This window comes from Pseudaquabacterium terrae, from assembly GCF_013266755.1.
GTDB lineage: Bacteria > Pseudomonadota > Gammaproteobacteria > Burkholderiales > Burkholderiaceae_C > Pseudaquabacterium > Pseudaquabacterium terrae.
Window position 1 is genome coordinate 243,226 of record NZ_JABRWJ010000007.1, and the last position, 22,839, is coordinate 266,064.

Annotated in this window: 17 protein-coding genes and 1 other RNA gene; 7 read left to right on the forward strand and 11 right to left on the reverse strand. The window is 70.4% G+C overall.

Annotation, left to right across the window (positions count from 1 at the left end; all coding sequences use genetic code 11):
- Positions 1-107 precede the first annotated feature (107 nt).
- The 3 genes from HLB44_RS23230 to moeA are packed head-to-tail and all read left to right on the forward strand — an operon-like array spanning position 108 to position 3,168.
- Positions 108-695: a C40 family peptidase gene (locus tag HLB44_RS23230; RefSeq protein ID WP_343051497.1), complete on the forward strand. Its 588-nt coding sequence runs from the start codon at positions 108-110 to the stop codon at positions 693-695.
- A 40-nt stretch (positions 696-735) separates the two neighbouring features.
- On the forward strand, positions 736-1,845 hold the full coding sequence (gene moaA, locus HLB44_RS23235) for a GTP 3',8-cyclase MoaA (protein WP_173127800.1): 1,110 nt from the start codon (positions 736-738) through the stop codon (positions 1,843-1,845).
- A gap of 36 nt (positions 1,846-1,881) precedes the next feature.
- Positions 1,882-3,168: a molybdopterin molybdotransferase MoeA gene (moeA, locus tag HLB44_RS23240; protein ID WP_173127802.1), complete on the forward strand. Its 1,287-nt coding sequence runs from the start codon at positions 1,882-1,884 to the stop codon at positions 3,166-3,168.
- Positions 3,169-3,182: 14 nt separating this feature from the next.
- On the opposite strand, the gene HLB44_RS23245 is transcribed toward moeA, so the two are convergent.
- The 6 genes from HLB44_RS23245 to HLB44_RS23270 form a co-directional block, all read right to left on the reverse strand.
- Positions 3,183-5,240 carry an ATP-binding protein gene (locus HLB44_RS23245; RefSeq protein ID WP_173127805.1) on the reverse strand — a complete coding sequence of 686 codons (2,058 nt, stop codon included), beginning with the start codon at positions 5,238-5,240 and terminating at the stop codon, positions 3,183-3,185.
- Position 5,241: 1 nt separating this feature from the next.
- Positions 5,242-6,189 (reverse strand): ABC transporter substrate binding protein, encoded by a 948-nt coding sequence (locus HLB44_RS23250; RefSeq protein WP_173127808.1) that lies wholly within the window; start codon positions 6,187-6,189, stop codon positions 5,242-5,244.
- 10 nt (positions 6,190-6,199) lie between these two features.
- Positions 6,200-9,289 carry an efflux RND transporter permease subunit gene (locus HLB44_RS23255; RefSeq protein ID WP_173127811.1) on the reverse strand — a complete coding sequence of 1,030 codons (3,090 nt, stop codon included), beginning with the start codon at positions 9,287-9,289 and terminating at the stop codon, positions 6,200-6,202.
- Positions 9,290-9,302: 13 nt separating this feature from the next.
- Entirely contained in the window at positions 9,303-10,535 is a 1,233-nt protein-coding gene (locus HLB44_RS23260; RefSeq protein WP_173127814.1) for an efflux RND transporter periplasmic adaptor subunit, read from the reverse strand.
- 126 nt (positions 10,536-10,661) lie between these two features.
- Complete coding sequence (gene rnhA, locus HLB44_RS23265) at positions 10,662-11,147, reverse strand: ribonuclease HI (protein WP_246312419.1); 486 nt, start codon at positions 11,145-11,147, stop codon at positions 10,662-10,664.
- The gene (locus HLB44_RS23270) at positions 11,128-11,967 is read right to left on the reverse strand and encodes a class I SAM-dependent methyltransferase (RefSeq protein WP_173127817.1); all 840 of its coding nucleotides are present in this window, start codon (positions 11,965-11,967) and stop codon (positions 11,128-11,130) included. The genes rnhA and HLB44_RS23270 overlap by 20 nt, the downstream gene beginning before the upstream one ends.
- Positions 11,968-12,187: 220 nt before the next feature.
- On the opposite strand from HLB44_RS23270, the gene HLB44_RS23275 reads away from it, so the two are divergent.
- The gene (locus tag HLB44_RS23275) at positions 12,188-13,771 is read left to right on the forward strand and encodes a transglycosylase SLT domain-containing protein (RefSeq protein WP_173127820.1); all 1,584 of its coding nucleotides are present in this window, start codon (positions 12,188-12,190) and stop codon (positions 13,769-13,771) included.
- 37 nt (positions 13,772-13,808) lie between these two features.
- Here HLB44_RS23275 and recR read toward each other — a convergent pair whose 3' ends face one another.
- Genes recR through dnaX form a run of 3 tightly spaced genes read right to left on the reverse strand, consistent with a single transcriptional unit; the run spans position 13,809 to position 16,619 of the window.
- Positions 13,809-14,405, reverse strand: coding sequence for a recombination mediator RecR (recR, locus tag HLB44_RS23280; protein ID WP_173127824.1), 597 nt, complete (start codon positions 14,403-14,405; stop codon positions 13,809-13,811).
- Between the two features lie 7 nt (positions 14,406-14,412).
- A complete protein-coding gene (locus HLB44_RS23285; RefSeq protein WP_173127827.1) occupies positions 14,413-14,739 on the reverse strand; it encodes a YbaB/EbfC family nucleoid-associated protein in 327 nt (108 codons plus the stop codon).
- A gap of 53 nt (positions 14,740-14,792) precedes the next feature.
- Positions 14,793-16,619 (reverse strand): DNA polymerase III subunit gamma/tau, encoded by a 1,827-nt coding sequence (dnaX, locus tag HLB44_RS23290; protein ID WP_173127830.1) that lies wholly within the window; start codon positions 16,617-16,619, stop codon positions 14,793-14,795.
- 72 nt (positions 16,620-16,691) lie between these two features.
- Here dnaX and HLB44_RS23295 point away from each other — a divergent pair, with 72 nt between their 5' ends.
- The 3 genes from HLB44_RS23295 (at position 16,692) to HLB44_RS23305 (ending at position 18,564) form a co-directional block, all read left to right on the forward strand.
- Entirely contained in the window at positions 16,692-17,819 is a 1,128-nt protein-coding gene (locus HLB44_RS23295) for an AIR synthase related protein (RefSeq protein WP_173127833.1), read from the forward strand.
- A 46-nt stretch (positions 17,820-17,865) separates the two neighbouring features.
- Positions 17,866-17,963, forward strand: an RNA gene (gene ffs, locus HLB44_RS23300) — signal recognition particle sRNA small type.
- Between the two features lie 133 nt (positions 17,964-18,096).
- Positions 18,097-18,564, forward strand: a complete 468-nt coding sequence (locus HLB44_RS23305; RefSeq protein ID WP_173127837.1) for a DUF4148 domain-containing protein — start codon at positions 18,097-18,099, stop codon at positions 18,562-18,564.
- 66 nt (positions 18,565-18,630) lie between these two features.
- Here HLB44_RS23305 and HLB44_RS23310 read toward each other — a convergent pair whose 3' ends face one another.
- On the reverse strand, positions 18,631-21,060 hold the full coding sequence (locus HLB44_RS23310) for a serine/threonine protein kinase (RefSeq protein WP_217283776.1): 2,430 nt from the start codon (positions 21,058-21,060) through the stop codon (positions 18,631-18,633).
- The gene (locus HLB44_RS23315; RefSeq protein ID WP_173127840.1) at positions 21,057-22,814 is read right to left on the reverse strand and encodes a serine/threonine protein kinase; all 1,758 of its coding nucleotides are present in this window, start codon (positions 22,812-22,814) and stop codon (positions 21,057-21,059) included. The genes HLB44_RS23310 and HLB44_RS23315 overlap by 4 nt, the downstream gene beginning before the upstream one ends.
- Positions 22,815-22,839: the final 25 nt, after the last annotated feature.

Sequence of the window (22,839 nt, forward strand, 5' to 3'; positions counted from 1 at the left end):
CGGCACTCTGACGCTGCGCGCGCCCGCCGCGGCCGGTTTGATACTCGTCAAACCCCAGGAAATCACCGGGAAATGGCGCTCGCGAGCCGATGGTATCCTCGCGCGCTGTGCTGACGCCCCCCCTGCCCCCGAAGCGCCTGCTCGCTGCCGCCTTGATCGCGCTGGCGACGCTCGCCGCGCAGGCCGCGCCGCAGGCGGGCGCCGACGATCCAGTGATGCAGTTGCTGGCCGAGCGCAAGGCCGCTGCGAAGGAACCTGCCAGCCTCGTGCAAAGCATGCGCGACACGGCTTCGGACCTGGTGATGTCGGCGATGAATTTCCTCGGCGTGCCCTACCGCCGCGGCGGCAACACCGAATCGACCGGCTTCGACTGCAGCGGCTTCACGCGCCACATCTTCGAGAACAGCATCGGCCTGGTGCTGCCGCGCCGGGCCGACGAACAGGCCGCGCTGTCCTCGCTGCTGCAGATCAAGCGCGATGAGCTCAAGCCCGGCGACCTGGTGTTCTTCAACACGATGCGACGCACCTTCTCGCACGTCGGCATCTACGTCGGCGACGACAAGTTCATCCATTCGCCGCGCGCCGGCGGTGCGGTGCGCATCGAGGACATGAGCGACAGCTACTGGGCGCGCCGCTTCACCGGCGCACGCCGCGCCGAGCCGGCCGCCGTCGCGGTCACCGCAAATCCCCGCTGAAGCGCGCGGCCACGCCCGGACGCGCACAATCGCCGCACCTATGGGCGAGACCATCATTCCCCTGGCCGACCTGCGCTACGCCGCGCCGGTGCCGCTGATTCCGGCAACGCTCACCGCGCCGACCGGCCTGCTGGCCGACCACCTCGGCCGCCCGCTGCACGACCTGCGCATTTCCGTCACCGATCGTTGCAACTTCCGCTGCAGCTACTGCATGCCCAAGGAAGTCTTCGACCGCAACCACGTCTTCCTGCCGCATGCCTCGCTGCTGAGCTTCGAGGAGATCACCCGGCTGGCGAAAATCTTCGTCGCCCACGGCGTGCGCAAGCTGCGGCTGACCGGCGGCGAGCCGCTGCTGCGCAAGGGCCTGGAGACGCTGATCGCGATGCTCGCCGAGCTGCGAACGCCCGAGGGCCTGCCGCTCGACCTGACGCTGACGACCAACGCCTCGCTGCTGGCGCGCAAGGCGCGTGCGCTGGCCGACGCCGGTCTGAAGCGCATCACCGTCAGCCTCGATGCGCTCGACGACACCATCTTCCGACGCATGAACGACGTCGACTTCCCGGTGGCCGACGTGCTGCGCGGCATCGATGCCGCGCAGGCGGCGGGCCTCGGGCCCATCAAGCTGAACATGGTCGTCAAGCGCGGCACCAACGATGATCAGATCGTGCCGATGGCGCGCCACTTCCGCGGCTCCGGCCAGGTGCTGCGCTTCATCGAGTACATGGACGTCGGTGCCAGCAACGGCTGGCGCATGGACGAGGTGCTGCCGTCGGCCGATGTGCTCAAGCGCCTGCAGGCCGAGTGGCCGCTGCAGGCGCTGGAGCCGACCGTCGAGGGCGAGACCGCCGAGCGCTGGGCCTATGCCGACGGCGCCGGCGAAATCGGCCTGATCTCCAGCGTCACGCGCGCCTTCTGCCACGACTGCAATCGCGCGCGGCTGTCGACCGAAGGCAAGCTGTTCCTGTGCCTCTTCGCCAGCCGCGGCCACGACCTGCGCGCGCTGCTGCGCGGCGGCCGCAGCGACGAGGAGATCAGCGCCGCGCTGGGCGCCGTCTGGGCCGCTCGTGATGACCGTTATTCCGAGCTGCGCGGCGCGGCCGCCGCACCGGCCAGCGAGCGCCGCATCGAGATGCACTACATCGGTGGCTGAGATGTCGACCCCTCTTCGCTCCGTGCCGACTGACCGATGAACGCGCCGTCGCTCGAACTGATCGCCTCCTGCATCACCGGCTACGACCCGAATGCGTTGCCCGTAGCGCAGGCGCAGGAGTTCATCGCCCGCCTGGTGCCGAAAGTGGAAGCGGTCGAGCAGTTGCCGATCCGCAGTGCGCTCGGCCGCGTGCTGGCGCGCGACGTGATCTCGGCGATCGACGTGCCCTCGCACGACAACGCGGCGATGGACGGCTATGCGCTGCGCGGCATGGACCTCGAGACCGAGGGTCCGACGCTGCTGCCGGTGGCCGGCGCGGGCCTGGCGGGCCAGCCGGTGGTCAGCGCGGTGCCGCCGGCCTTCTGCGTGCGCATCATGACCGGCGCGGTGATCCCGGATGGGCTCGACACCGTCGTGCCGCAGGAATTCACCTCGCTGCTGCCCGACGGCCGCGTCAGCATCCCGGCCGGCATCGCGCGCACCGGCGACAACCGCCGGCTGCGCGGCGAGGACCTGGCGCGCGGCGAAGCGGCGCTGCATTCCGGCCGCGTGCTGCGCCCGGCCGACCTGGGGCTGCTGGCCTCGCTCGGCCTGGCCGAGGTGCCGGTGTATCGCCGGCTGCGCGTCGCCTTCTTCTCGACCGGTGACGAATTGCGCTCGGTCGGCGAGCCGCTCGACGAAGGCTGCGTCTACGACAGCAACCGCTACACGCTGTGGGGCATGCTGTCGCGCCTGGGCGTCGAGCTGATCGACATGGGTGTGGTGCGTGATGAGCCCGACGCGCTGCGCGAGGCCTTCAGCCGGGCCGCCGAGGCGGCCGATGCGGTGATCACCTCGGGCGGTGTCAGCGTCGGCGAGGCCGACCACACCAAGCGCATCATGGCCGAGCTGGGCGAGGTGCTGTTCTGGCGCGTCGCGATGCGGCCCGGGAGGCCTTTGGCGATCGGACGCATCGGCAGAGCCGAACGTTCGGCGATCCTCTTCGGGCTGCCCGGCAATCCGGTCGCCGTGATGGTCACGTTCTATGCCTTCGTGCGCAACGCGTTGCTGGCGATGGCCGGCGCGGCGGTCGAGCCGCTGCCGGTGCTGCAGGCGGTCAGCGCCAGCGCGCTGCGCAAGAAGCCGGGCCGCACCGAGTACCAGCGCGGCACGCTGCGCCCGGGCGCCGACGGCCGCTGGCAGGTCGAGATCACCGGCAGCCAGGGCTCCGGCATCCTGCGCAGCATGAGCCAGGCCAACGGCCTGGTCGTGCTGCACCACGGCCAGGGCAATGTCGCCGCCGGCGACCTGGTCGACGTGCTGCCGTTCGACGGCCTGGTGTAGTTCCGGATCCTGCGCTACTGGTGCAGCTGCCGGCTCGGCGAGGCGCCCTCGCTCCAGCGCAGCTGCAGGTGCCGCGACAGCAGCTCGAGCAGCAGCCGCCGCTCGATCGGCTTGGGCAGGAAGTCGTCGGCGCCGCATTCCAGGCAGGTGGCGCGGTCATGCTCCGACGCATTGGCCGACACCGCGATGATCGGCAGCCGCGCGGTCGCCGGGTCCTCGCGCAGCCGGCGTGTTGCCGCATGGCCGTCCATCACCGGCATCACCGTGTCCATCAGCACCAGGTCCGGCGCACTGCTCTTGACCTGCGCCAGGGCCGCCTGGCCGTCGCCGGCTTCGATGACCTCGAAGCCCAGCGCACCGAGCATCTCGGCCAGCACGCGCCGGTTGCCGACGACATCGTCGACCACCAGGATGCGCAGGCGCGGGCCTTCGTAGCCGGTGGTGGTCTGGTGCGCGCGCTCGCGCACCAGCGCAAGCGCCGGCTGCGGCGGCCGCTGCACGGCGATCTCGAACCAGAACCGGCTGCCTTGTTGCGGCCGGCTCTCGACCTGGATCTCGCCGCCCATCAGCCGCACCAGCTGGCGGCTGATCGCCAGCCCGAGCCCCGTGCCGCCGGAGCGCCGCTGCATCTCGCCGGCCTGCTCGAAGGGCTCGAAGATGCGCTCCAGGTGCGCCTCGTCGATGCCCACGCCCTGGTCGTGCACCTCGAAGTGCAGCATCGGCTGCGCCTCGTTGCCCGCCAGCGTGACCGCCAGCCGCACCAGGCCGCGGTCGGTGAATTTCACGGCGTTGCCGAGCAGGTTCAGCAGCACCTGGCGCAGCCGCTGGCCATCAGCCTCGATCGCCGGCGGCAGGTCCGGACCGACCGTGACGACGAAGTCGAGCCGTTTCTCGAGCGCCTTGATGCGGATGATGTCGCCGACGCCGGCGACCAGCGCCGGCAGGTCGACCAGCCCGGGGTTCAGCTCGGTCTTGCCGGCCTCGATGCGGGCGAGGTCGAGGATGTCGACGATCAATGTCAACAGATGCTCGCCGCTGGTCTGGATCGTCGACAGGCCGTTGCGCTGGCGCTCGCTCAGGTGCGCGTCCATCTGCAGCAGCTGGGCGTAGCCGAGCACCGCGTTGAGCGGCGTGCGCAGCTCGTGGCTCATGCGGGCGAGGAACTCGCTCTTCGCCAGGTTGGCGACCTCGGCGCGCTCCTTGGCCAGGCTGAGCTCGTGCGTGCGTTCGTCGACCAGCTCGGCCAGGTGCTCGCGGTGCATCTTCAGCTCGCTCTCGCGCTGCTGCAGCGCGGCGATCATGCTGTTGAAGGCCTGCGCCATGGCGCCGATGTCGCGCGGGCCGCTGACGTCGGCGCGCACATCGTCCTCGCCGCGTTCGGCGCGCGCCATCGCATGCGACAACTCGTTCAGCGGCCGCGTCAGGCGCAGCGAGAACAGGCGCAGCACGAGGAGGAACAGCACCGCGAACAGCAGCGACACGGCCATGTTGGCCAGGAACACGTTGGCGACCATGCGCTTGAGCGTGGCCTTGCTCAGCGTCACGCGGGCGTGGCCGAGCAGTTCTTCCGGCTGGGCCTCGACGACGAACGGCGACTCGGCGCGCTTGGTGCGCACCGGCGCGACGAAGTGCCAGGCGTCGTCGGATTCGGCCTCCAGGAAAGCCTGTGCCGGCATCGCCGCGGCACTGCGCGGCGGCGCGACGGCCGCGGCGTCCGACCGCGGCGCACCGCGCGACAGCAGCAGCGCGCCGCCGGCAAAGCGCAGCTCGACCGCGGTGACGTCCGGGAAGCTCAGCGTCATGTTCACCGCTTCGCCGGCGTTGTCGGCCGCGCCGTACAGCAGCGCCAGCGTGCTCTGCGTGGCCAGGCTCTGCGCGATGCGCTCGCCCTGCTCGACCAGCGTGTTGCGGATCTCGCGGCTGGCCTGCCACGAGCTGATCAGCGACGACACCAGCGCGATGCACAGCACGCCGATCGTCACCACCACCGACAACTGGCGCCTGAACGTCATGCGGCGGCTGGCCGCAAGCCGGGTCGAGCGTACTGCCGTGCCGATCGTCCCGTCTTTCATTTCATTGCTCCGGGAACACCATGTCGAAGGCCTGCTGGCCGCTCGCGAGGTTCAAGCCGAGGTGGCTGGCCGCCCGCACGTTGACGGCGATGCGCACGTCCTTCAGCGGCAGCACGCCGCTGGTGCGGTTGCCGCCCAGCGCCGCGAGCGCCGCACCGCCGAGCCGCCGGCCGAGTGCGAGGTTGTCGGGGTACAGCGAGAACAAGGCGCCGCGGCGCACGTGCGCGACGCTCGACGACAGCACCGCGAAGCTGCGGTCCCACGCTTCCTGCAGCACCAGCGGCAGCACGGCCGCTTCATCGACGGTCATCGAGTCGTGCGGCAGCCACAGCACGTCGCGCTTCGGATCGAAGGCCGCGACCAGGGTCTGGTAGATGCGCAGCGCCGACTTCAGGTCCTCGGCTTCATGCGCCACCAGCTCCAGCCCCTGCGCCTTCGCGGCTTCGCGCGCCAAGCGCACCAGCCAGCCGTTCTGCCGCGGGTCGTAGACCACCGCGACCCGCCTGGCCGACGGCACCAGGCTGCGCAGGCGGGCGAAGAGCAGCGCCGGATCGGGCGTCAGGCTGTGCACCGCGAAATCGCGCGCCTCGGACTCCGGTACCGCCAGCACGCCGCCGGCGATCACCGCGATGCTGCGGTCGAGCGCACCGACCGCCTTCAGCCCATTGCGGCCCAGCGCGATGACGGCGCGCACCTCGCGCTTGCGCAGCTCCGCCTGCGCCTCGGGCGACAGCCCGGCCGGTCCGACCGCATAACTGGCGACCTTGCCGCGCGCCTGCTGCTCGATGCCCTCGACGATCTTCGTGAAGACGCCGCGGTAGGGCTCGCCGATGTCCGGATAGATCACCGCGAGCGCCGGGGCCGCGTCGGCCTGCGCGAATACGGCGGCCGCCGGCGTCGCCAGCAGTGTGGCGAGCCAGAGGCGCCGCGAGCGGGACGGCGCCTTCATCCAGACGACCTCAATGCGCGGGCGCGGTGGCTTCCGCGAGTTCGGGGGTGCGGTTCTCGCCGGGCACGGCGCCGCGCGCGAACAAGGTGTAGACCGTCGGCACGACGAAGATCGTCAGCAGCGTGCCGACCGTCATGCCGCCGACGATGACCCAGCCGATCTGCTGCCGGCTCTCGGCGCCGGCGCCGCGCGCCAGCGCGAGCGGCAGCGCGCCGAGCACCATCGCGCCGGTGGTCATCAGGATCGGCCGCAGCCGCAGCGACGCTGCTTCGATCGTCGCCTCGAGCACCGGCCGCCCCTGTTCGCGCAGCTGGTTGCTGAATTCGACGATCAGGATGCCGTGCTTGGTGATCAGCCCGACCAGCGTGATCAGGCCGATCTGCGAGTAGACGTTCAGCGTGCCCCCGGTCAGCTGGATCGCACCGAGCGCACCGACCATCGACAAGGGCACCGACAGCATGATCACGAACGGGTCGACGAAGCTTTCGAACTGCGCCGACAGTACCAGGAAGATGAACACCAGCGCGAGCACGAAGACCAGCGCGAGCGCCCCGCTGGACGAGCGGAATTCACGCGAAACCCCGTTCAGCTCGGTGGCGTAGCCCGGCTGCAGCACCTTGCGGGCGGTGTCGTCCATGAACTTCAGCGCATCGCCGAGCGCATAGTTCGGCGCCAGGTTCGCGGTGATCGACACCGAGCGGCGCTGGTTGAAGTGGTTCAGCTCGCGCGGGCTCACCGATTCGCGCACCTTGACCAGCGACGACAGCGGCAGCATCACGTCGCCGCGGCCACGCACGAAGAGCTTCTCGATGTCCTCCGGATTCGTGCGGCCGGTGGTCTGCGTCTGCACGATCACGTCGTACTGCTCGGCGCCGCGCTTGTAGCGCGTCACGGCCCGCCCGCCGAGCATGGTCTCGACGGTGCGCGCGACCTGGTCGACGCTGACGCCGGCGTCGGCGGCGCGGTCGCGGTCGACTTCCATGAAGAGCTCCGGCTTGTTCAGCCGCAGGTCGCTGTCGGGCGCGACGAAGCCCGGGTTCTTCGCCATCTCGGCGAGGATCTGCTGCGTCGCCACGGCCAGGTTCTGGTAGCTGTCGCTGGTGATGACGACGAAGTTGACCGGCCGGTCGCGGAAGCCCTGGCCCAGGCTGGGCGGTGTCGACGCGAACGCGTTGACGCCGGGCAGGCCGGCGAACTGCTGCTGCAGCTCGCGGGCGATCTGCTGCGTGCTCTTGTTGCGGTCGGCCCAGTCCTTGGCGCCCATGAAGGACATCGCCTGCGCGACCGTCGGATTGCCCGACGAGACGAACACCCGGTCGAGCTCCGGATGCTTGGCGGCGATCTTCTCGAGCTCGCGGCCATAACGCGCGGTGTATTCGAGCGTGGCCCCGTCCGGAGCGTTGATCGAGCCGAGCACGACGCCGCGGTCCTCCATCGGCGCGAGCTCGCTGCGCAGGCCGCTGAACAGCACCCAGCTGCCGGCCGCCGACGCCGCCATCACGATCAGCACGATCCAGCGCTGGCCGAGGATGCCGTGCAGCGCCGCTGCGTAGCAGCCGGTCAGCCAGACCAGGAAGCGTTCCATGCCGCGGTCGAAGAAGTTCGGCTTCGGGTTGTGCTTGAGCAGCAGGCTGCACAGCATCGGCGTCAGCGTCAGCGCGACGAAGCCCGAGACGATCACCGCGCCGGCCAGCGCGAGCGCGAACTCGACGAAGAGCCGCCCGGTGCGCCCGGGCGTGAAAGCCAGCGGCGCGAACACCGCGGCGAGCGTCAGCGTCATCGCGACGACCGCGAAGCCGATCTCGCGCGCGCCCTTCAGCGCCGCCTGGAACGGCGTCATCAGGTGGCCCCCGCCCTCCTCGATGTGGCGGAAGATGTTCTCGAGCACGACGATCGAGTCGTCGACCACCAGGCCGATCGCCAGCACCAGCGACAGCAGCGTCAGCGTGTTGATCGTGAAACCGGCGGCGGCCATCAGCGCGAAGGTGCCGATCAGGCTGACCGGAATCGTCACCAGCGGGATCACCGACGCGCGCAGCGTGCGCAGGAAGACGAACACCACCAGCGCGACCAGCGCGACCGCTTCGACGATCGTGCGGTAGACCGACTTCACCGAGCGGTCGATGAAGACCGAGTTGTCGTTGGCGATGCGCACCGTCATGCCCGGCGGCAGGTCGAGCTGCACCTTCGGCAGCTGCTCGCGCACGCCGGCCGAGATGTCCAGCGGATTGGCAGTGGCGTTGCGGATGATGCCGGCGGAGATCGCCGGCGAGCCGTTCAGCCGCACGCTCTGGCGTTCGCTGGCCGGCGCCTGCTCGATGCGCGCGACGTCCTTGAGCCGCACCGTGAAACCGCTGGCGACCTTCAGCGCCACCTCGCCGAACTGGCGCTCGGTGTTCAGATCGGTGCGCGCGGTGACGTTGAACTCGCGCTGCCGGCTTTCGATGCGGCCGGCCGGCACTTCGAGGTTCTGGCGCCGCAGCGCGTCCTCGACGTCCTGGGTCGTCAGTCGGTACGCGGCGAGCTTGTCGGCGTCGAGCCAGATGCGCATCGCATAGCGGCGCTCACCGAAGATCGGCACGTCGGCGACACCGGGAATCGTCTGCAGCCGCGGCTTGACGATGCGGTTGACGACATCGGTGATCTCCAGCGGCGACATGGTGTCGCTGGTGAACGCGATCCACACCACCGGAAAGGCATCGGCCTCGACCTTGGCGACGATCGACTCGTCGGTCGCGTCGGGCAGGCGGCCGCGCACGCGGGCGACGCGGTCGCGCACGTCGGCGGCGGCCGAGTCGGGGTCCTTGCTGAGCTTGAAGCGCACCGTGATGAAGCTCTGCTCGGCGCGCGAGATCGAGGTCAGGATGTCGACGCCATCGATGCCGGCGATCGAATCCTCCAGCGGCTTGGTGACCTGCGACTCGATGACCTCCGACGACGCGCCGATCAGCCGCGTGCCGACCGTCACCACCGGTTCGTCGATGCGCGGGTATTCGCGCACGCTCAGCTTGGTGTACGACACGGCGCCGACGAGGATCAGCAGCAGCGACATCACCGTGGCGAACACCGGCCGGCGGATCGAGATCTCGGAGAGCTTCATCGCCCGCGCTCCTTCAAGGCGTCGTGAAGGCCACGCGCGGCGTCGAGGCGCCGTTGGCCGACCGGCGCGCGGCCGGTGGCGCGCTGGCGCCGCTCGCGGCGGCGGGGGCGGGACCCGCGCCGAGCTGCACGATGCGCAGCGGCTGCGGCTCGCCGCGCATCAGCCGCGCCTGGCCGGCGACGACCACCAGGTCGCCAGCGGCCACGCCGTCGAGCACCTCGACGCGGCCGGCGGCGCGCGCACCGATGCGCGCGACGATGCGCTGGCTCAGCTTGGCGCCGTTCGGCCCATCGACCACCTTGACCAGGAACTGCTGCTCGCCCATCGGCACCAGCGCTTCCTCAGGCACCGTGACCGCCTGGTCGCGCACCCCGAAAACGATGCGCGTGCGCGCGAACATGCCGGAGCGCAATTCACCGCCCGGGTTGGCCAGGCGCGCCCGCACCAGCAGCGAACGGCCGCTGGCATCGAGCTGCGAATCGACGGCCTCGACGCGCGCGGCATAGGAACGGGTTGGCAAGGCGTCGAGGTTCACGGCCACCGCCTGGCCGGGCTTGAGCTGCGCCAGGTAACGCTCGGACAGCCGGAAGTCGACCCACACGGTCGACAGGTCCTCGACCTGCACCAGGTCGGCACCGTCCTTCACGTAGTCGCCGATGCTGACGTTGCGGATGCCGACGATGCCGTCGAACGGCGCCAGCACCTTCATGCGCTGCAGCTGCGCCTGGGCCAGCGCCACCTGCGCTTCGGCCACCTCGAGGTTCGCCTGCGCCTGGTCGACGACGCTCTGGCTGACGAAGTTCTGCGCCACCAGCTCGCGGTTGCGCTGCAGGTTCGTGCGCGCGATGCTGGCCTGCGCCGCCGCCTGCTGCGCCTGCGCCTGCTGCAGCGCATCGTCGAGCTGCACCATCACCTGGCCGCGGCGCACGCGCTGGCCGTCGGTGAAGCCGAGCTTCTGCACCCGACCGCCGACCTCCGGGCGCAGCATCACGCCCTGGATCGAACGCAGCGTGCCGACCGCTTGCGCATCCTCTTCGAGCCGCGTTGTCTGGGCGCGACCCACCTCGACCGCCGCCGGTCCCGCCGATCCGCCGGGACCGGCCGGTGCACGTGCGCCGCCCGCGGGTGCCGCCGCACCGGCGGTGGCCGGCGTGGCCGACGCAGCAGGCCGGTTCTGCAGCCACCAGGCCCCGACAGCGGCACCGGCCAGCGCGACCACGACGACGGTGGTATGGACCTTCTTCATCAATTCGACATTCGCATCGGATTGCACACTGTAACGTCGAGATGCAACAACGCAGGGGCCGTTTGTGATGGCCCGCCGATCAGCGGTCGCCGATGACGGATTGGCGGCCGCGGCGTTGGCGCGACGTCAGCGCCGGACCGTCTCGACGCCGCGGTTGGCGAGCTGGTCGGCGCGCTCGTTGCCCGGATCGCCGGCATGGCCGCGCACCCAGTGCCACTGCACCTGGTGCTGCGCCACCAGCCCATCGAGCTTCTGCCACAGCTCCTGGTTCTTGACCGGCTTGTTGTCTGCGGTGCGCCAGCCGCGCGCCTTCCAGTTCTTGATCCAGCTGGTGATGCCGTTCTTCACGTATTCGCTGTCGGTGTAGATCGCCACCGGCGTCGGCCGCTTCAGCGTCGACAGCGCCTCGATTACCGCGGTCAGCTCCATGCGGTTGTTCGTCGTCAGGGCCTCACCGCCGAACAGCTCCTTCTCGTGGCCGCCCCAGCGCAACCAGGCGCCCCAGCCGCCCGGGCCGGGATTGCCCTTGCACGCCCCATCCGTGTAGATCACGACCGCATCGCTCATCTTGCTTTGGACCTTCTCGCCGAAATCAGCCATTGTCGTGGCCATCGGCCTGCGAATGCATGCGCGGCTGCGCGACCACGGCCGGCGCATTGGCCGGCGCCTTCTGCAGCCGCGCCAATCCGACCAGCCGCATGCCGCGCACGCGCTTCACGGCGACCAGGCAGTACAGCGCGCCGAGCACCGGCCACCAGCGCTCGCCATGGTCGTCCATCCAGGCGCCTCGATCGAGCCAGCGCTGCGAGCCGAACGGCGGCCGCCAGCAGCCGAAGCGGCCGCGCTCGACTTCGAATCCGAGCAGCCGCAGCCAGTCGCGCAGCCGCCAGTAGCCGATGAAGTCGCCGGCGCGCGGCAGGAACAGTTTCCCGCCCAGCCCCATGCCGCGGCGCAGGTGGCCGAAGCGCTGGCGCAGGCCCCACAGGCTCGCCGGGTTGAAGCCGGTGATGACGACCCGGCCCTCGGGCACCAGCACGCGTTCGACCTCGCGCAGCGCGTCGTGCGCGTCGCGCGCCAGCTCCAGCGCATGCGGCAGCACCACGAGGTCCAGGCTCTGGCTCGGAAACGGCAGCGCGTCGAAGTCGCAATGCAAGGCCATGCCCGCGTGCGGCGCCAGGGTCGAGATCGACTCGTCGACCGGCGGCAGGTCATAGGGGTCGGGCATGTACAGCGAGTCGCTCGCGACCCAGCGGTGCGGCATGCGGTTGGCGCGCAGGCCGTCGAGTTGCGGCAGCCCGAGCTGCAATGCATGGAAGCCGAACAGGTCGCTGACGTGGCGGTCCAGCTGCACCTGTTCCCAGCCCAGCAGGTAGCGGCCGGGCGGGCTCTTCAACCACTGGGCCAACTCTATAATCGACGATTCGCGCGTCATGAATCTGCTGCCCTGCCCGCCTTCTCATACGACACCAACTGGATGCTGCACGCTGGCTGCCAGCCGTCGTGGTGAATCCGGGGGACGCGGCGCCGGTGCAGCCTGCACTCGATGCCAACGGGCTCGCGCTGGCAGCCATTCTAGTGACGCACCACCCCGTGGCTAGCCACACCGCCGGTCATATTGCGTATCTGGAGCGGCCATGGAAAAACGGATACCGATGAGCCCTCGTCTCGCCCTGCCGCTCCTCGCCGCGCTGCTGCTCGGCGCCTGCGCCACGCCGCCGTCGCCGCCCCCCGAGCCGCCGCCGGTGGTTGTCCCCGCGCCGGTCGAAGCACCGCCTCCCCCGCCTGTCGAGCCCGCACCGCCGCCGGCACCCGAGGCGCCGCCAGCAGCAGTGCCGATCGACCCGCTCCGGCCCGAGGTGCGCATCGATCCGGAAGATCAGACGACGCGCATCGACCTGTGGATGCGCCTGCGCGGCGGCTTCAAGCTCACCGACCTCGAAGGCGACCTGGTGCGCAAGTGGGAGCAGTGGTACGCAGCGCGGCCGGACTACGTGCAGCGCATGACCGAACGCGGCGGCCGCTACCTGTTCCATATTCTCGAAGAGCTCGACAAGCGCGGCATGCCGAGCGAGCTCGCGCTGCTGCCGTTCATCGAGAGCGCCTACAACCCCGAGGCGATGTCGCACGCCAAGGCCTCGGGCATGTGGCAGTTCGTGCCGGCCACCGGCCGCGATTTCGACCTGCGGCAGAACGTCTTCCGCGACGACCGGCGCGGCGTGCTGGCATCGACGCGCGCTGCGCTCGACTACCTGCAGGTGCTGCATGGCATGTTCGGCGACTGGCAGCTGGCGCTGGCCGCCTACAACTGGGGCCAGGGCAGCGTGCAGCGCGCGCAGACGCGCAACCAGAAGGCCGGCCTGCCGACCGACTACCTCAGCCTGCGCATGCCCGACGAGACGCGCAACTACCTGCCGAAGCTGCAGGCGGTGAAGAACATCGTGATGCGGCCCGACGCCTTCGCATTGACGCTGCCGTCGCTGCAGAACCACCCGTACTTCCTGTCGGTGCCGATCGAGCGCGACATCGACGTCGAGCTCGCAGCTCGCCTCGCCGCCCTGCCGCTCGACGAGTTCCGCCAGCTCAATCCGCAGATGAACAAGCCGGTGATCCTGGCCGCAGGCACGCCGCTGCTGCTGCTGCCCTACGACAGCGCCAACACGTTCGTGCGGGCGCTGGCAGAGCACCGCGGCAAGCTCGCCAGCTGGACCGCCTGGGTCGCGCCAAAGACGCTGAAGCCGGTCGAGGCCGCGCGCCAGGTCGGCATGGACGAGACGCAGCTGCGCAACGTGAACCACATCCCATCCGGCATGCTGGTCAAGGCCGGCTCGACGCTGCTGGTGCCGCGTGATGCCAAGCGCCCGCTCGACGTCACCGAAGACCTCGCCCACAACGCGATGCTGGCCCTGGCACCGGATCGGCCGCCGCTGCGCCGCGTGAGCTTCAAGGCCGGCAAGAAGGGTGACAGCGTCGCGGCGGTCGCCAGGCGCTACCGTCTCGCCCCGGCGCAGGTCGCCGCGTGGAACGACGTCAACACGCAAGCGATGTTCAAGCCGGGCCAGGCGATCGTCGTGATGCTCGCAGGATCGTCGTCGAGCGCCAAAGCGGTGCGCACGGCGGTTGCTGCCAAGACGGCGCCTGCGGTCGTCAAACCGCTGCGCACCGTCGCCAAGCCGGGCAGCACGACGGGCCGCCGCATCGCCCGCCCCGCGCCGACCGCTCGTACCCGCCAGCCCTGACCTTGCCGCCTGCAGCGGCAGCCGCGCATGTCGCGCGTTAGCCGAGGCCGTGCCGGTCGTGCAGCGCGTGCGCCAGCGTCGACAGGTCGACGTATTCCAGCTCGCTGCCCGCCGGCACGCCGCGGGCCAGCCGCGTCACCGACAGTCCGCGCGCCTTCAGCGCCTGCGACAGCACGTGGGCCGTGGCTTCGCCTTCGGCGCTGAAGCCGGTGGCGAGGATCACCTCCTGCACGATGCCGTCGGCGGTCCGCTCGAGCAGCGGGTGCACGCCGATGTCGGCCAGCCCGATGCCGTCGAGCGGCCTGAGCCGTCCCATTAGCACGAAGTACAGCCCGCGGTAGCTGCCGGTGCGTTCGAGCGCCGCCTGGTCCGCCGGCGTCTCGACGACCATCAGCTGCCGCGCATCGCGCGCCGGATCGAGGCAGGTGCGGCAGATCTGCGCTTCGCTGAAGGTGTGGCAGCGCTGGCAGTGGCCGATGCCCTCGGCCGCCGCGCGCAAGGCACCGGCCAGGCGCAACGCCCCGTCACGGTCATGCTGCAGCAGATGAAAGGCCATCCGTTGCGCCGACTTGACGCCGACGCCCGGCAGGCGGCGCAGCGCGTCGATCAGCGCTTCGAGGCTGGCTTCGCTCACCGACCGCTCAGAACGGGAACTTCATGCCCGGGATCTGGGGCATGCCGGCGCTCAGGCGGCCCATCTTCTCCTGCGTCGTCGTCTCGACGCGGCGCACGGCGTCGTTGAAGGCGGCGGCGACCAGGTCCTCGAGCATGTCCTTGTCGTCGGCCAGCAGGCTGGGGTCGATGGTCACGCGCTTGACGTCGTGCTTGCAGGTCATCTGCACCTTCACGAGCCCGGCACCCGACTGGCCTTCGACCTCGATGGTCGCGAGCTCTTCCTGCGCCTTGCGCAGGTTGTCCTGCATCGCCTGCGCCTGCTTCATCAGGCCGGCAAGTTGGTTCTTCATCATGGTCGGAGATTCCTGTATGCGGTGGATGGGGCGGCCCCCAGGAGACGTGTCGATCAGCCGGCCAGAGGCGGCAGCGGCTTGATCGTTCCCGGCACGATGCGGGCGGTGCGGAACTGTGCCATCAACGCGCGCACCGCCGGGTCGTCGCGGATCATGTGCTCGGCCTCGCGTTGCGCCGCTTCGCGTGCTGCGGCGTCGCGGCGAGCGATCGAATCCTCGGCGATGCCCGACTCGAGCTGCAGCTGCAGCGCGCTGCCGAGCGCCGCCTGCAACGCCGCCTGCAGCTTGTCGCGCAGCGCTGGCGTGCGCAGCGTCTCGCGCTCGACGCGCAGGCGCCAGGTCGCGACCGCGTCGACCGTGTCGAGGCCCACCAGCTCGGCCTGGAGGGCCAGCTCGCGGACCAGTGCCGTGATTGCCCCGTCGGCGATCAGCGGCCGCAAGGCGGCGGCCCAACGGTCGCCGAGCGCGGTCGTGCGCAGCGCCGTCGGTGCTGCCGCGGGTGTCGGTGTCGGGGCGGTGTTGCGCGATTCGGCGGGACCGGCATCCGCGGCGTCGTCCGGCAAGGGCTCGTCGACCCACGGCGGCGGCTCGGCGGCGGCCTCGACGCTCGCCGCCGCCGGGGCCGGCGGTCTGGCCACGATCGCGGGAGGTGGCGCGGCCACCTTCGGCTGCGGTCGCGCCGGCGCCGCGGGCAAGGGCTTCGGCGTCGTCGACAAGCGGGCCTCGCGAGGGGCGGCCTGCAAGGGCACGGCGCGCCCGGGCATCGGAGCCGGCGCCGGTCCGCTGGGCGGGAAGGCCAGTAGCCGCAGCAGCACCATCGTCAGCGCCGCGTAGTCGTCCGACAGCAGGCTCAGCTCGACGCGGCCATGCACGACGATGCTGTAGAGCAGCTGCGTTTCGTCGGCCGGCAGCGTCGCGGCCAAGGCGCGCGCCGCAGCGGTGTCGGGATCGTTGTCGTCGAGCGCACCCGGCACGGCCTGCTCGATCGCCATCTGCTGCAGCAACGCGGCCATTTCCTCCAGCGTGCCGGCGGCCGACAGGCCATGCTGGCGCAGCGCATCGACCGTCGCCAGCATGGCGGCGCCGTCGCGTGCGGCGAGCGCCTCGACCAGCTGCGCTGCATGCCTGCGGTCGACGCTGCCGAGCATCACGCGCACGCCACTCTCATCGAGCCGGCCGCCGCCATAAGCGATCGCCTGGTCGGTCAGCGACAGCGCATCGCGCATCGAGCCGCGCGCCGCGCGCGACAGCAGCCGCAGCGCGCCGGCATCGCTGGGCACGCCTTCGGCTTCGAGCACCGCCTGCAGATGCCCGTGCACAACCTCGGGCGCCATCGGCCGCAGGTTGAACTGCAGGCAACGCGACAGCACCGTCGGAAGCATCTTCTCGGGGTCGGTCGTCGCCAGCACGAACTTCAGGTAGTCCGGCGGCTCCTCCAACGTCTTCAGCAGCGCGTTGAAGGCATCCTTCGTCAGCTGGTGCGCTTCGTCGATCATGAAGACCTTGAAGCGCCCGACGCTCGGCTTGTAGGCCGCGCGCTCGATCAGGTCGCGGATCTCGTCGATGCTGCGGTTCGACGCGGCATCGAGCTCGATGTAGTCGATGTAGCGGTCGGCGTCGATCTCGGTGCAGGCCTGGCACTGTCCGCAAGGTTGCGCGGTGACGCCGCCGCTGCCGTCCGGCCCGGTGCAGTTCAAGCTCTTCGCGAGGATGCGGCTGACCGTCGTCTTGCCGATGCCGCGCGTGCCGGTGAACAGGTAGGCGTGGTGCAGGCGGCCGGTCGCCAGCGCATTGCCGAGCGCCTGCACCACATGCTCCTGGCCGACCATTTGCTCGAAGCTGCGGGGCCGGTACTTGCGGGCCAGGACAACATGGGACATGACAGTCATTCTACGGGCCGGGTCCGCCCGACCCTGGCCACTGCGCCCGGGGCCGTCGCCGATAATCGCGCGATGAAATCGACCGTTTCCGGGACCGCCGACGGCACGCTGAGCTACGAGCAGGCGGGCGTCAATTACGACCTCATCGACCCACTGAAGGTCACCGCTCAACGTGCCGCCGCGTCCACGGCGACGCTGCTCGGCCGCCATGGCTTCGCCGAGGTGGCGGCCTCGCGCGGGGAGTCGGCCTACGTCGTCGACGTCGGTCCGTTCTACATCGCTTCGATCGTCGAATGCCTGGGCTCGAAGGCGCTGGTCGCCGACGAGATGGCCGCGTTGACCGGCCGCAGCTGGTACGAAGGCATCGCGCAGGACACCATCGCGATGGCCGTCAACGACCTGATCACCGTCGGCGCCACGCCGCTCGTGGTGCAGGCCTACTGGGCCGCCGGCGGCTCGGACTGGTTCGCCGATGCCGCACGCGCGCAGGCGCTGGTCGCGGGCTGGAAGCGCGCGTGCGAGATCTGCGGCGTCGCCTGGGGCGGTGGAGAAACGCCGGCACTGGCTGGCATCGTCGAAGGCGGCCGCATCGACTTGGCGGCGTCCTGCACCGGGTTGATCAACCCGAAGCAGCGGCTGTCGGTCGGCGACCGCCTGGCGCCGGGCGACACCATCGTGCTGCTCGACTCGAGCGGCATCCACGCCAATGGCCTGAGCCTGGCGCGCAAGCTGGTCGAGCGCCTGCCGCAAGGTTGGCTGACGGAGGTCGCGCCGGGGATGAGCTATGGCGAAGCGCTGCTCGCGCCGACCGTGCTGTATTCGCCGGTGACCGAGGCGCTGTGGCAGGCCGGCATCGTACCGCGCTACTGCGCCAACATCACCGGCCACGGCTGGCGCAAGCTGCTTCGCCATCCCGGCCGGTTCACCTACCGCATTCACACCCTGCCGCCAGTGCCGCCGGTGCTCGCCTTCATCCAGCGCGAGGCGCGCCAGGATGATCGCGAGGCCTACAGCACGCTGAACATGGGTGCCGGCTTCGCGCTGTTCGTCGCCGCCGAGGACGCGGCGCGCTGCGTCGAGATCGCGCAGGCGCAGGGAATCGGCGCGCGCATCGCCGGAGGCGTCGAAGACGGCCCGAAGCGCCTGCTGATCGAGCCGCTCGGAATCACCTTCGGCGACGAAGACCTGCAACTGCGATAGGCCGGAAACTCGAGGGGGCCGCGACCCCTCGCCTACAATCGTCGGTGACGGGCCTCCTCGCATGGAAGCGCGGCCAACTGGGTCAGGTCGGGAACGAAGCAGCCCTAACCGTTGCAACCAGTGCCGAGGGCAAGGCTCGTCACCCTCCCTCCTCCGCCTGTCCAGGCAGCGACTGCAGCATCGGCGCAACGCTTTGTGGCCGGCCGATGCGCGCTGCGGCTGCGTGCACCCCCCAAGTCAACCCGCGCTGCGGTGCAACGTTATGATGACGGAGGTAGTGCTGCGCCCCATCCGAGCATCGAAATTCGCGAGGGCGTTTAAGGCTCTTTCCCTCGAATCCAACCAGGAGTTGCTGATGAAGATGAAGACTGCTCTCTCGCTGATCGCCACCGTTGCCGCCGCGATGGTCGCCCAGGGCGCCTATGCGCAAGCTTCGGCCCCGAGCCGTGCCGACGTGAAGGCCGAAACCAAGGCCGCCGTCAAGGAAGGCAAGACCACGCCGGCAGGTGAAGCCACCCCGGCCGCTCCCGCCGCGAAGAGCACCAAGGCTCGCGCCGACGTGAAGGCCGAGACCAAGACCGCCGTCAAGGAAGGCAAGACCGCGCCGGCAGGTGATGCCGCTGCTGCACCCGCCGCGGCCGCGTCGAAGTCCGACAAGGCCCGTGCCGACGTGAAGGCCGAGACCAAGGCCGCCGTCAAGGAAGGCAAGACCACGCCGGCTGGTGAAGCCGCCGCGAAGAAGTAATCGCCAGGGCACCTCGCCCAAGCGCAACGGCCGTCCCTCGGGACGGCCGTTTTGCTTTGTGCTCGTTCAGCCGGCCTGGCGAAAGGCCATCACCGCCTGGTTGCGCAGGGTGCGCAACAGCGCGAGCTCGCGCTCACCCAATGCCAGCTCGCCCGGCGCTGCCTTGTCGCCGTAGATCAGCGCGAACGGGGCACCTTTCATCGCCATCGGCAGCAGCAGGAACGACGCGGCGTTGACCTGCTTCGCGTACCACGCGGGCAGGCGTTGCGCGATGTGCGTTGCCCGCGCATCGCTGATCAGCGTATCGGCGTTCTTCAGGCACACCGCGGCAAACAGATCGGGCGCAGCGCCGCGCCGCAGCTCCACCCGGAAGGCCTTGGCCACCGCATCGGCCTGGTGGCCGAGGCCGAAGCGGCCGAGCAGCGCTTCGCTCTTCGGCTCGCGAAGGCAAAAGACGACGCGCTGGAAGCCCATGCTGCGGTACATGGTCTCGAGGATCATGCGCAGCACTTCGTTGAGCTTGAATTGGTCTGCCGCCATCGTGTTCGTGATGTCCTGGATGCCGGCGGCGAGCAGCTCGACGACGCGCTCCGGCGCCAGCACCGCGGTCGCCGGCTCGATGGCCGCGGCGGCCTGCGCCGGGTTCAACGGTTGCGTCGCCTGAAGTTCATAGGGCGACAGCGAGTCGCCGGCATCCTGGGGCCGGCGCTCGCCGGTGCCGGCAGTCGACAGCTTCAGCGCCGTCACCGCCTTCGGCAATTGCAGTCCCATCGCCGGTGCGAGCTGGGCCAGCTTCTGTTGCGCGGCGGTGACCGCCGCTTGCAACTCTTTCGTGCCGATCGACAAGGCCTTGCCGAAGCGCTCGGTGATCGATGCCATCCGGCCGGCAAGCTGGTCCGGCTCGGTGTGCAGCAGGATGTCGGCGGTCTCGTTCGCCGCGGCGGCCAGCCAGCGCAGGCGCTCGGCGCCGCGGTCGACGGCCCGGTTCGGCGGTTCGGCGTCGGGGCGCCGCATGCAGCGTTGCAGCGAGTCCGGCAGACCCCATGCGCGCGCAACGCCCAGGCCGAGCTGTTCGAAGCCGATGCCGAGCACGCGCTCCGACACGCTTTCCGCCGACACCGGCGGGCCGTCCGCGCGCGTCGCGGCGGATTGCAATTGCTCGCGGATGGCCTGCGCTTCTTCCGGGAAGTAGTACTCGGTCAGCAAGCGGCCGAGGTTGTGGAACATCGCACCGAGGAAGGCCTCTTCGGCATCACGCGCCAGCGGCGTCAGCTCGGTGGCCAGCTGGCCGGCCATCAACGAACGCAGGAATTCCTCGCGCAGCCGGTGTGCGTGGCCCTTGTCCTTCATGTGCTCGAGCAGCACCAGCGACAAGGCCATGTTGCGGATGCCGGCGAAGCCGACCAGCGCAACCGCCCGCGAGACGGTGCTGATCGTGCCGCCGCCGGCGCTGCTGAAGTGCACGGTGTTGACCATGCGCAGCAGCTTGTTGGTCAGCGCGACGTCCTTCAGGATCTCGTTTGCCAGGCTGTTGAGATTTTCCTTCTCCGAGGTCGCGATGCGCTGGATGCGCACGACCGAATCGGACAGCGTCGGAAAGTCGCTCTTGTGGCGCATGCGCCGCAACAGGAAGTCGAGCGTGCCGCTCGCATTGGCCCCTGCGGCGCCCTCGGTCGCCTGCGGTTGCAGCCAGGCCTGCAGCGCATCGCGCATCGCGCCGGCGCTGTCGAAGCGCAGCGCGGCATCGCGGGCCAGCGCGCGCTGCACGACAGCGCGCAAGGCGTCGTCGACCTGCACACCCTCGGGCAGTTGCATGTCCTCGTTGACGATGCGATGCAGCGCGCGGTACGGGTCGCGCTCACGCAGTAGCGGGCTTCCGGCGAGCAGCTCCGCGAGCAGCATGCCCGCGGCGAAGACGTCCATCGACGGCGACGGCGGCAGCCCGCGCGCGGCTTCGGGCGACATGTAGCCCGGCGTGCCGACGATGCGGCCGTCGGCGTTGTCGGCGACGCGCGCGGCAATGCCGAAGTCCATCACGCGAGCGCGGCCCTCGCCGTCGAGCAGGATGTTCGACGGTTTCAGGTCGCGGTGAACGATGCCGTGTTCGTGGGCAGTGCGCAGCGCATCGAGCACGCCGACCATCAGCGTGCCGGCTTCGCGCGGGGCCATCGCGCCGTTGCGGCGCAGGTGCTCGGCGAGCGTGCGGCCGCGCACCAGCTCGAACACGAGGTACGGCTGGCCGGCATGCTCGTCGGCTTCGAACACCGGCACGATGTGCGGATGCGACAGCCGGCTGACCGCGCGCGCCTCGTGCAGCCACTGGCTGACGGCGAGCGTGTCGGCGTCCGGGTTCATCAGCTTCAGCGCCACGTCGCGCTCCAGCCGTTCGTCGTGCGCCAGCCAGACCGTTGCCTGCGCGCCGCGGCCGAGCTCCTCGCCGAGCCGGAAGCGCCCGATGCGCCGCCCGCTGCGCGCCGCCACCGCGGTAGCGCTCAATGCAGGCCCCCGAGCTGTGACGCGCGACCGGCGACGTCTTCGTCGGAGCCCGGCGCGATGCCCTGGGCGGCGAGCTGGACGTCGCGCAAGCTGATGCCGAGCACACGCGCATAGCGCTGTGCGACCCGCTGCAGACCGTTGGCCTGCTGCGGCGCCGGCAGGCCGCCGACGTCGACCACTTCATTGGCGCAGCAGGCGGCGAGCCGCAGCACCTCGTCATCGGTCTCGGCCGAGCGCACCGGGCTGGTCGCTGCGACGCGGCGAATCATGTGCATCACGGTATCGTCCAGGCCCCATTGGCGCGCCACCGCCGCGCCGAGCGATTCGACGTCGGTGCCGAGCACGGCGAACGCAGCGCCCTCCTCGGTCATCCCGGGTTCGTCTGGCTCGCCGGCCTTGGCGGCCGGCGCGGGTTGCATCAGGCGGCGGATCTGCTGCGCCTCGTCGGGGAAGTGGTAGTGCACGATCAGCCGGCCCAGGTTCTGCAGCAGTGCGAGAAGGTAGACGACCTCGGCGTCGTAGCCGGCCGGTCGCAGCCATTGCGCGATGCGCGCAGCGCGGCGCACGCGTTCGAGCAGACGGTCGAAATCGGCCGCTTGCGTCTCGTTCAGCGGCCCGGGCCAGGCCCGCAGCGACAAGGCCGCGCGGCGCACGCCATCCAGTCCCAACATCGCGATCGAGCGCCGCACCGTCAGCACCGGGCCGCTGCCGGCGGCCATCGCCGCGCGCACCTGCGCGCTGTTGACCATGCGGAGCATCTCGAAGGCCAGCGCGGTGTCCTGCAGCACGATCTCGGCCAGCTCGTTGGTGCGTTCACGCTCCATCAATGCCAGCCGCGCGGCGCGCGCGGCGCCGCCGGGCACCGACGGCAAGGCGCCGTTGGCGCGCATGCGGTCATTCAGTTGTGCGAGCGGCCCGCCGCCCTGGCCGGCCTGCGTCGACAGCCAGCCTTCGAGTGCGTGCTCGAGCGTGCGGGCATTGCGGTAGCGCTGGCGTTCCTGACGGTCGGTCGACCGGTTGACGATCGCGCGCAGCGCCTCCGGAATCGGGTGGGCCGTGCTCCACGGCAGCCTGACGATCTCGCGGCCCTGCGCCGGCAGGCGCTCGATGACCGCGGCGACGTCGGCCTGCTCGAGCGCCGGCTGCCCGGACAGCGCATGGTGCAGCACGATGCCGAAGGCAAGCACGTCGCGCTCGGCGGCGATGCGGTGCGCCTGCAGGCTGCTGGGTACGGCGCCGGCGTCGAGCGGCGCCATCGCGACGCCCAGCCCCATCACGCGGCAGGGTCCCGACTCGCCGATCAGCAGCATGCTGAGCTGCAGGTCCTGGTGCGATGCGCCGGCTTCGTGCGCGAAGGCCAGGCCCTGCAAGGCCTGCAGTGCACGCGGCACGATCTCCAGGGCCGGCTGGCCCTTGGTCGTCAGCAGCTCGGCCAGCGTCGCGCTGTTGCCGCGGTCATAGGTGATGTAGGGCCACTGCTCGACCTCGCCGACTTCGACGACGTGCGCGAGCGACGGGTGGTCGATGCGCGACGCCTTGCGCGCGGCCTGGCGCCAGCGCTCCAGCGCCTCGGGCTCGGTCGGGCGGTTGCGCGGCATTGCCAGCACCAGCTCCTGCCCGTTGCGCGGGTCGGCGACCTGCCAGAGCATCGTGCGCGCGCTCTTGCCGACCAGCTGCAGCAGCTGGAAGCGGCCGAAGTGGCGCACCGCCTGGGAGCGGGACGCTGAAGGGGGGGCCGTGGTCGACGCGGGCATGGCGAGTCAGAGTGGTGTTCCGATT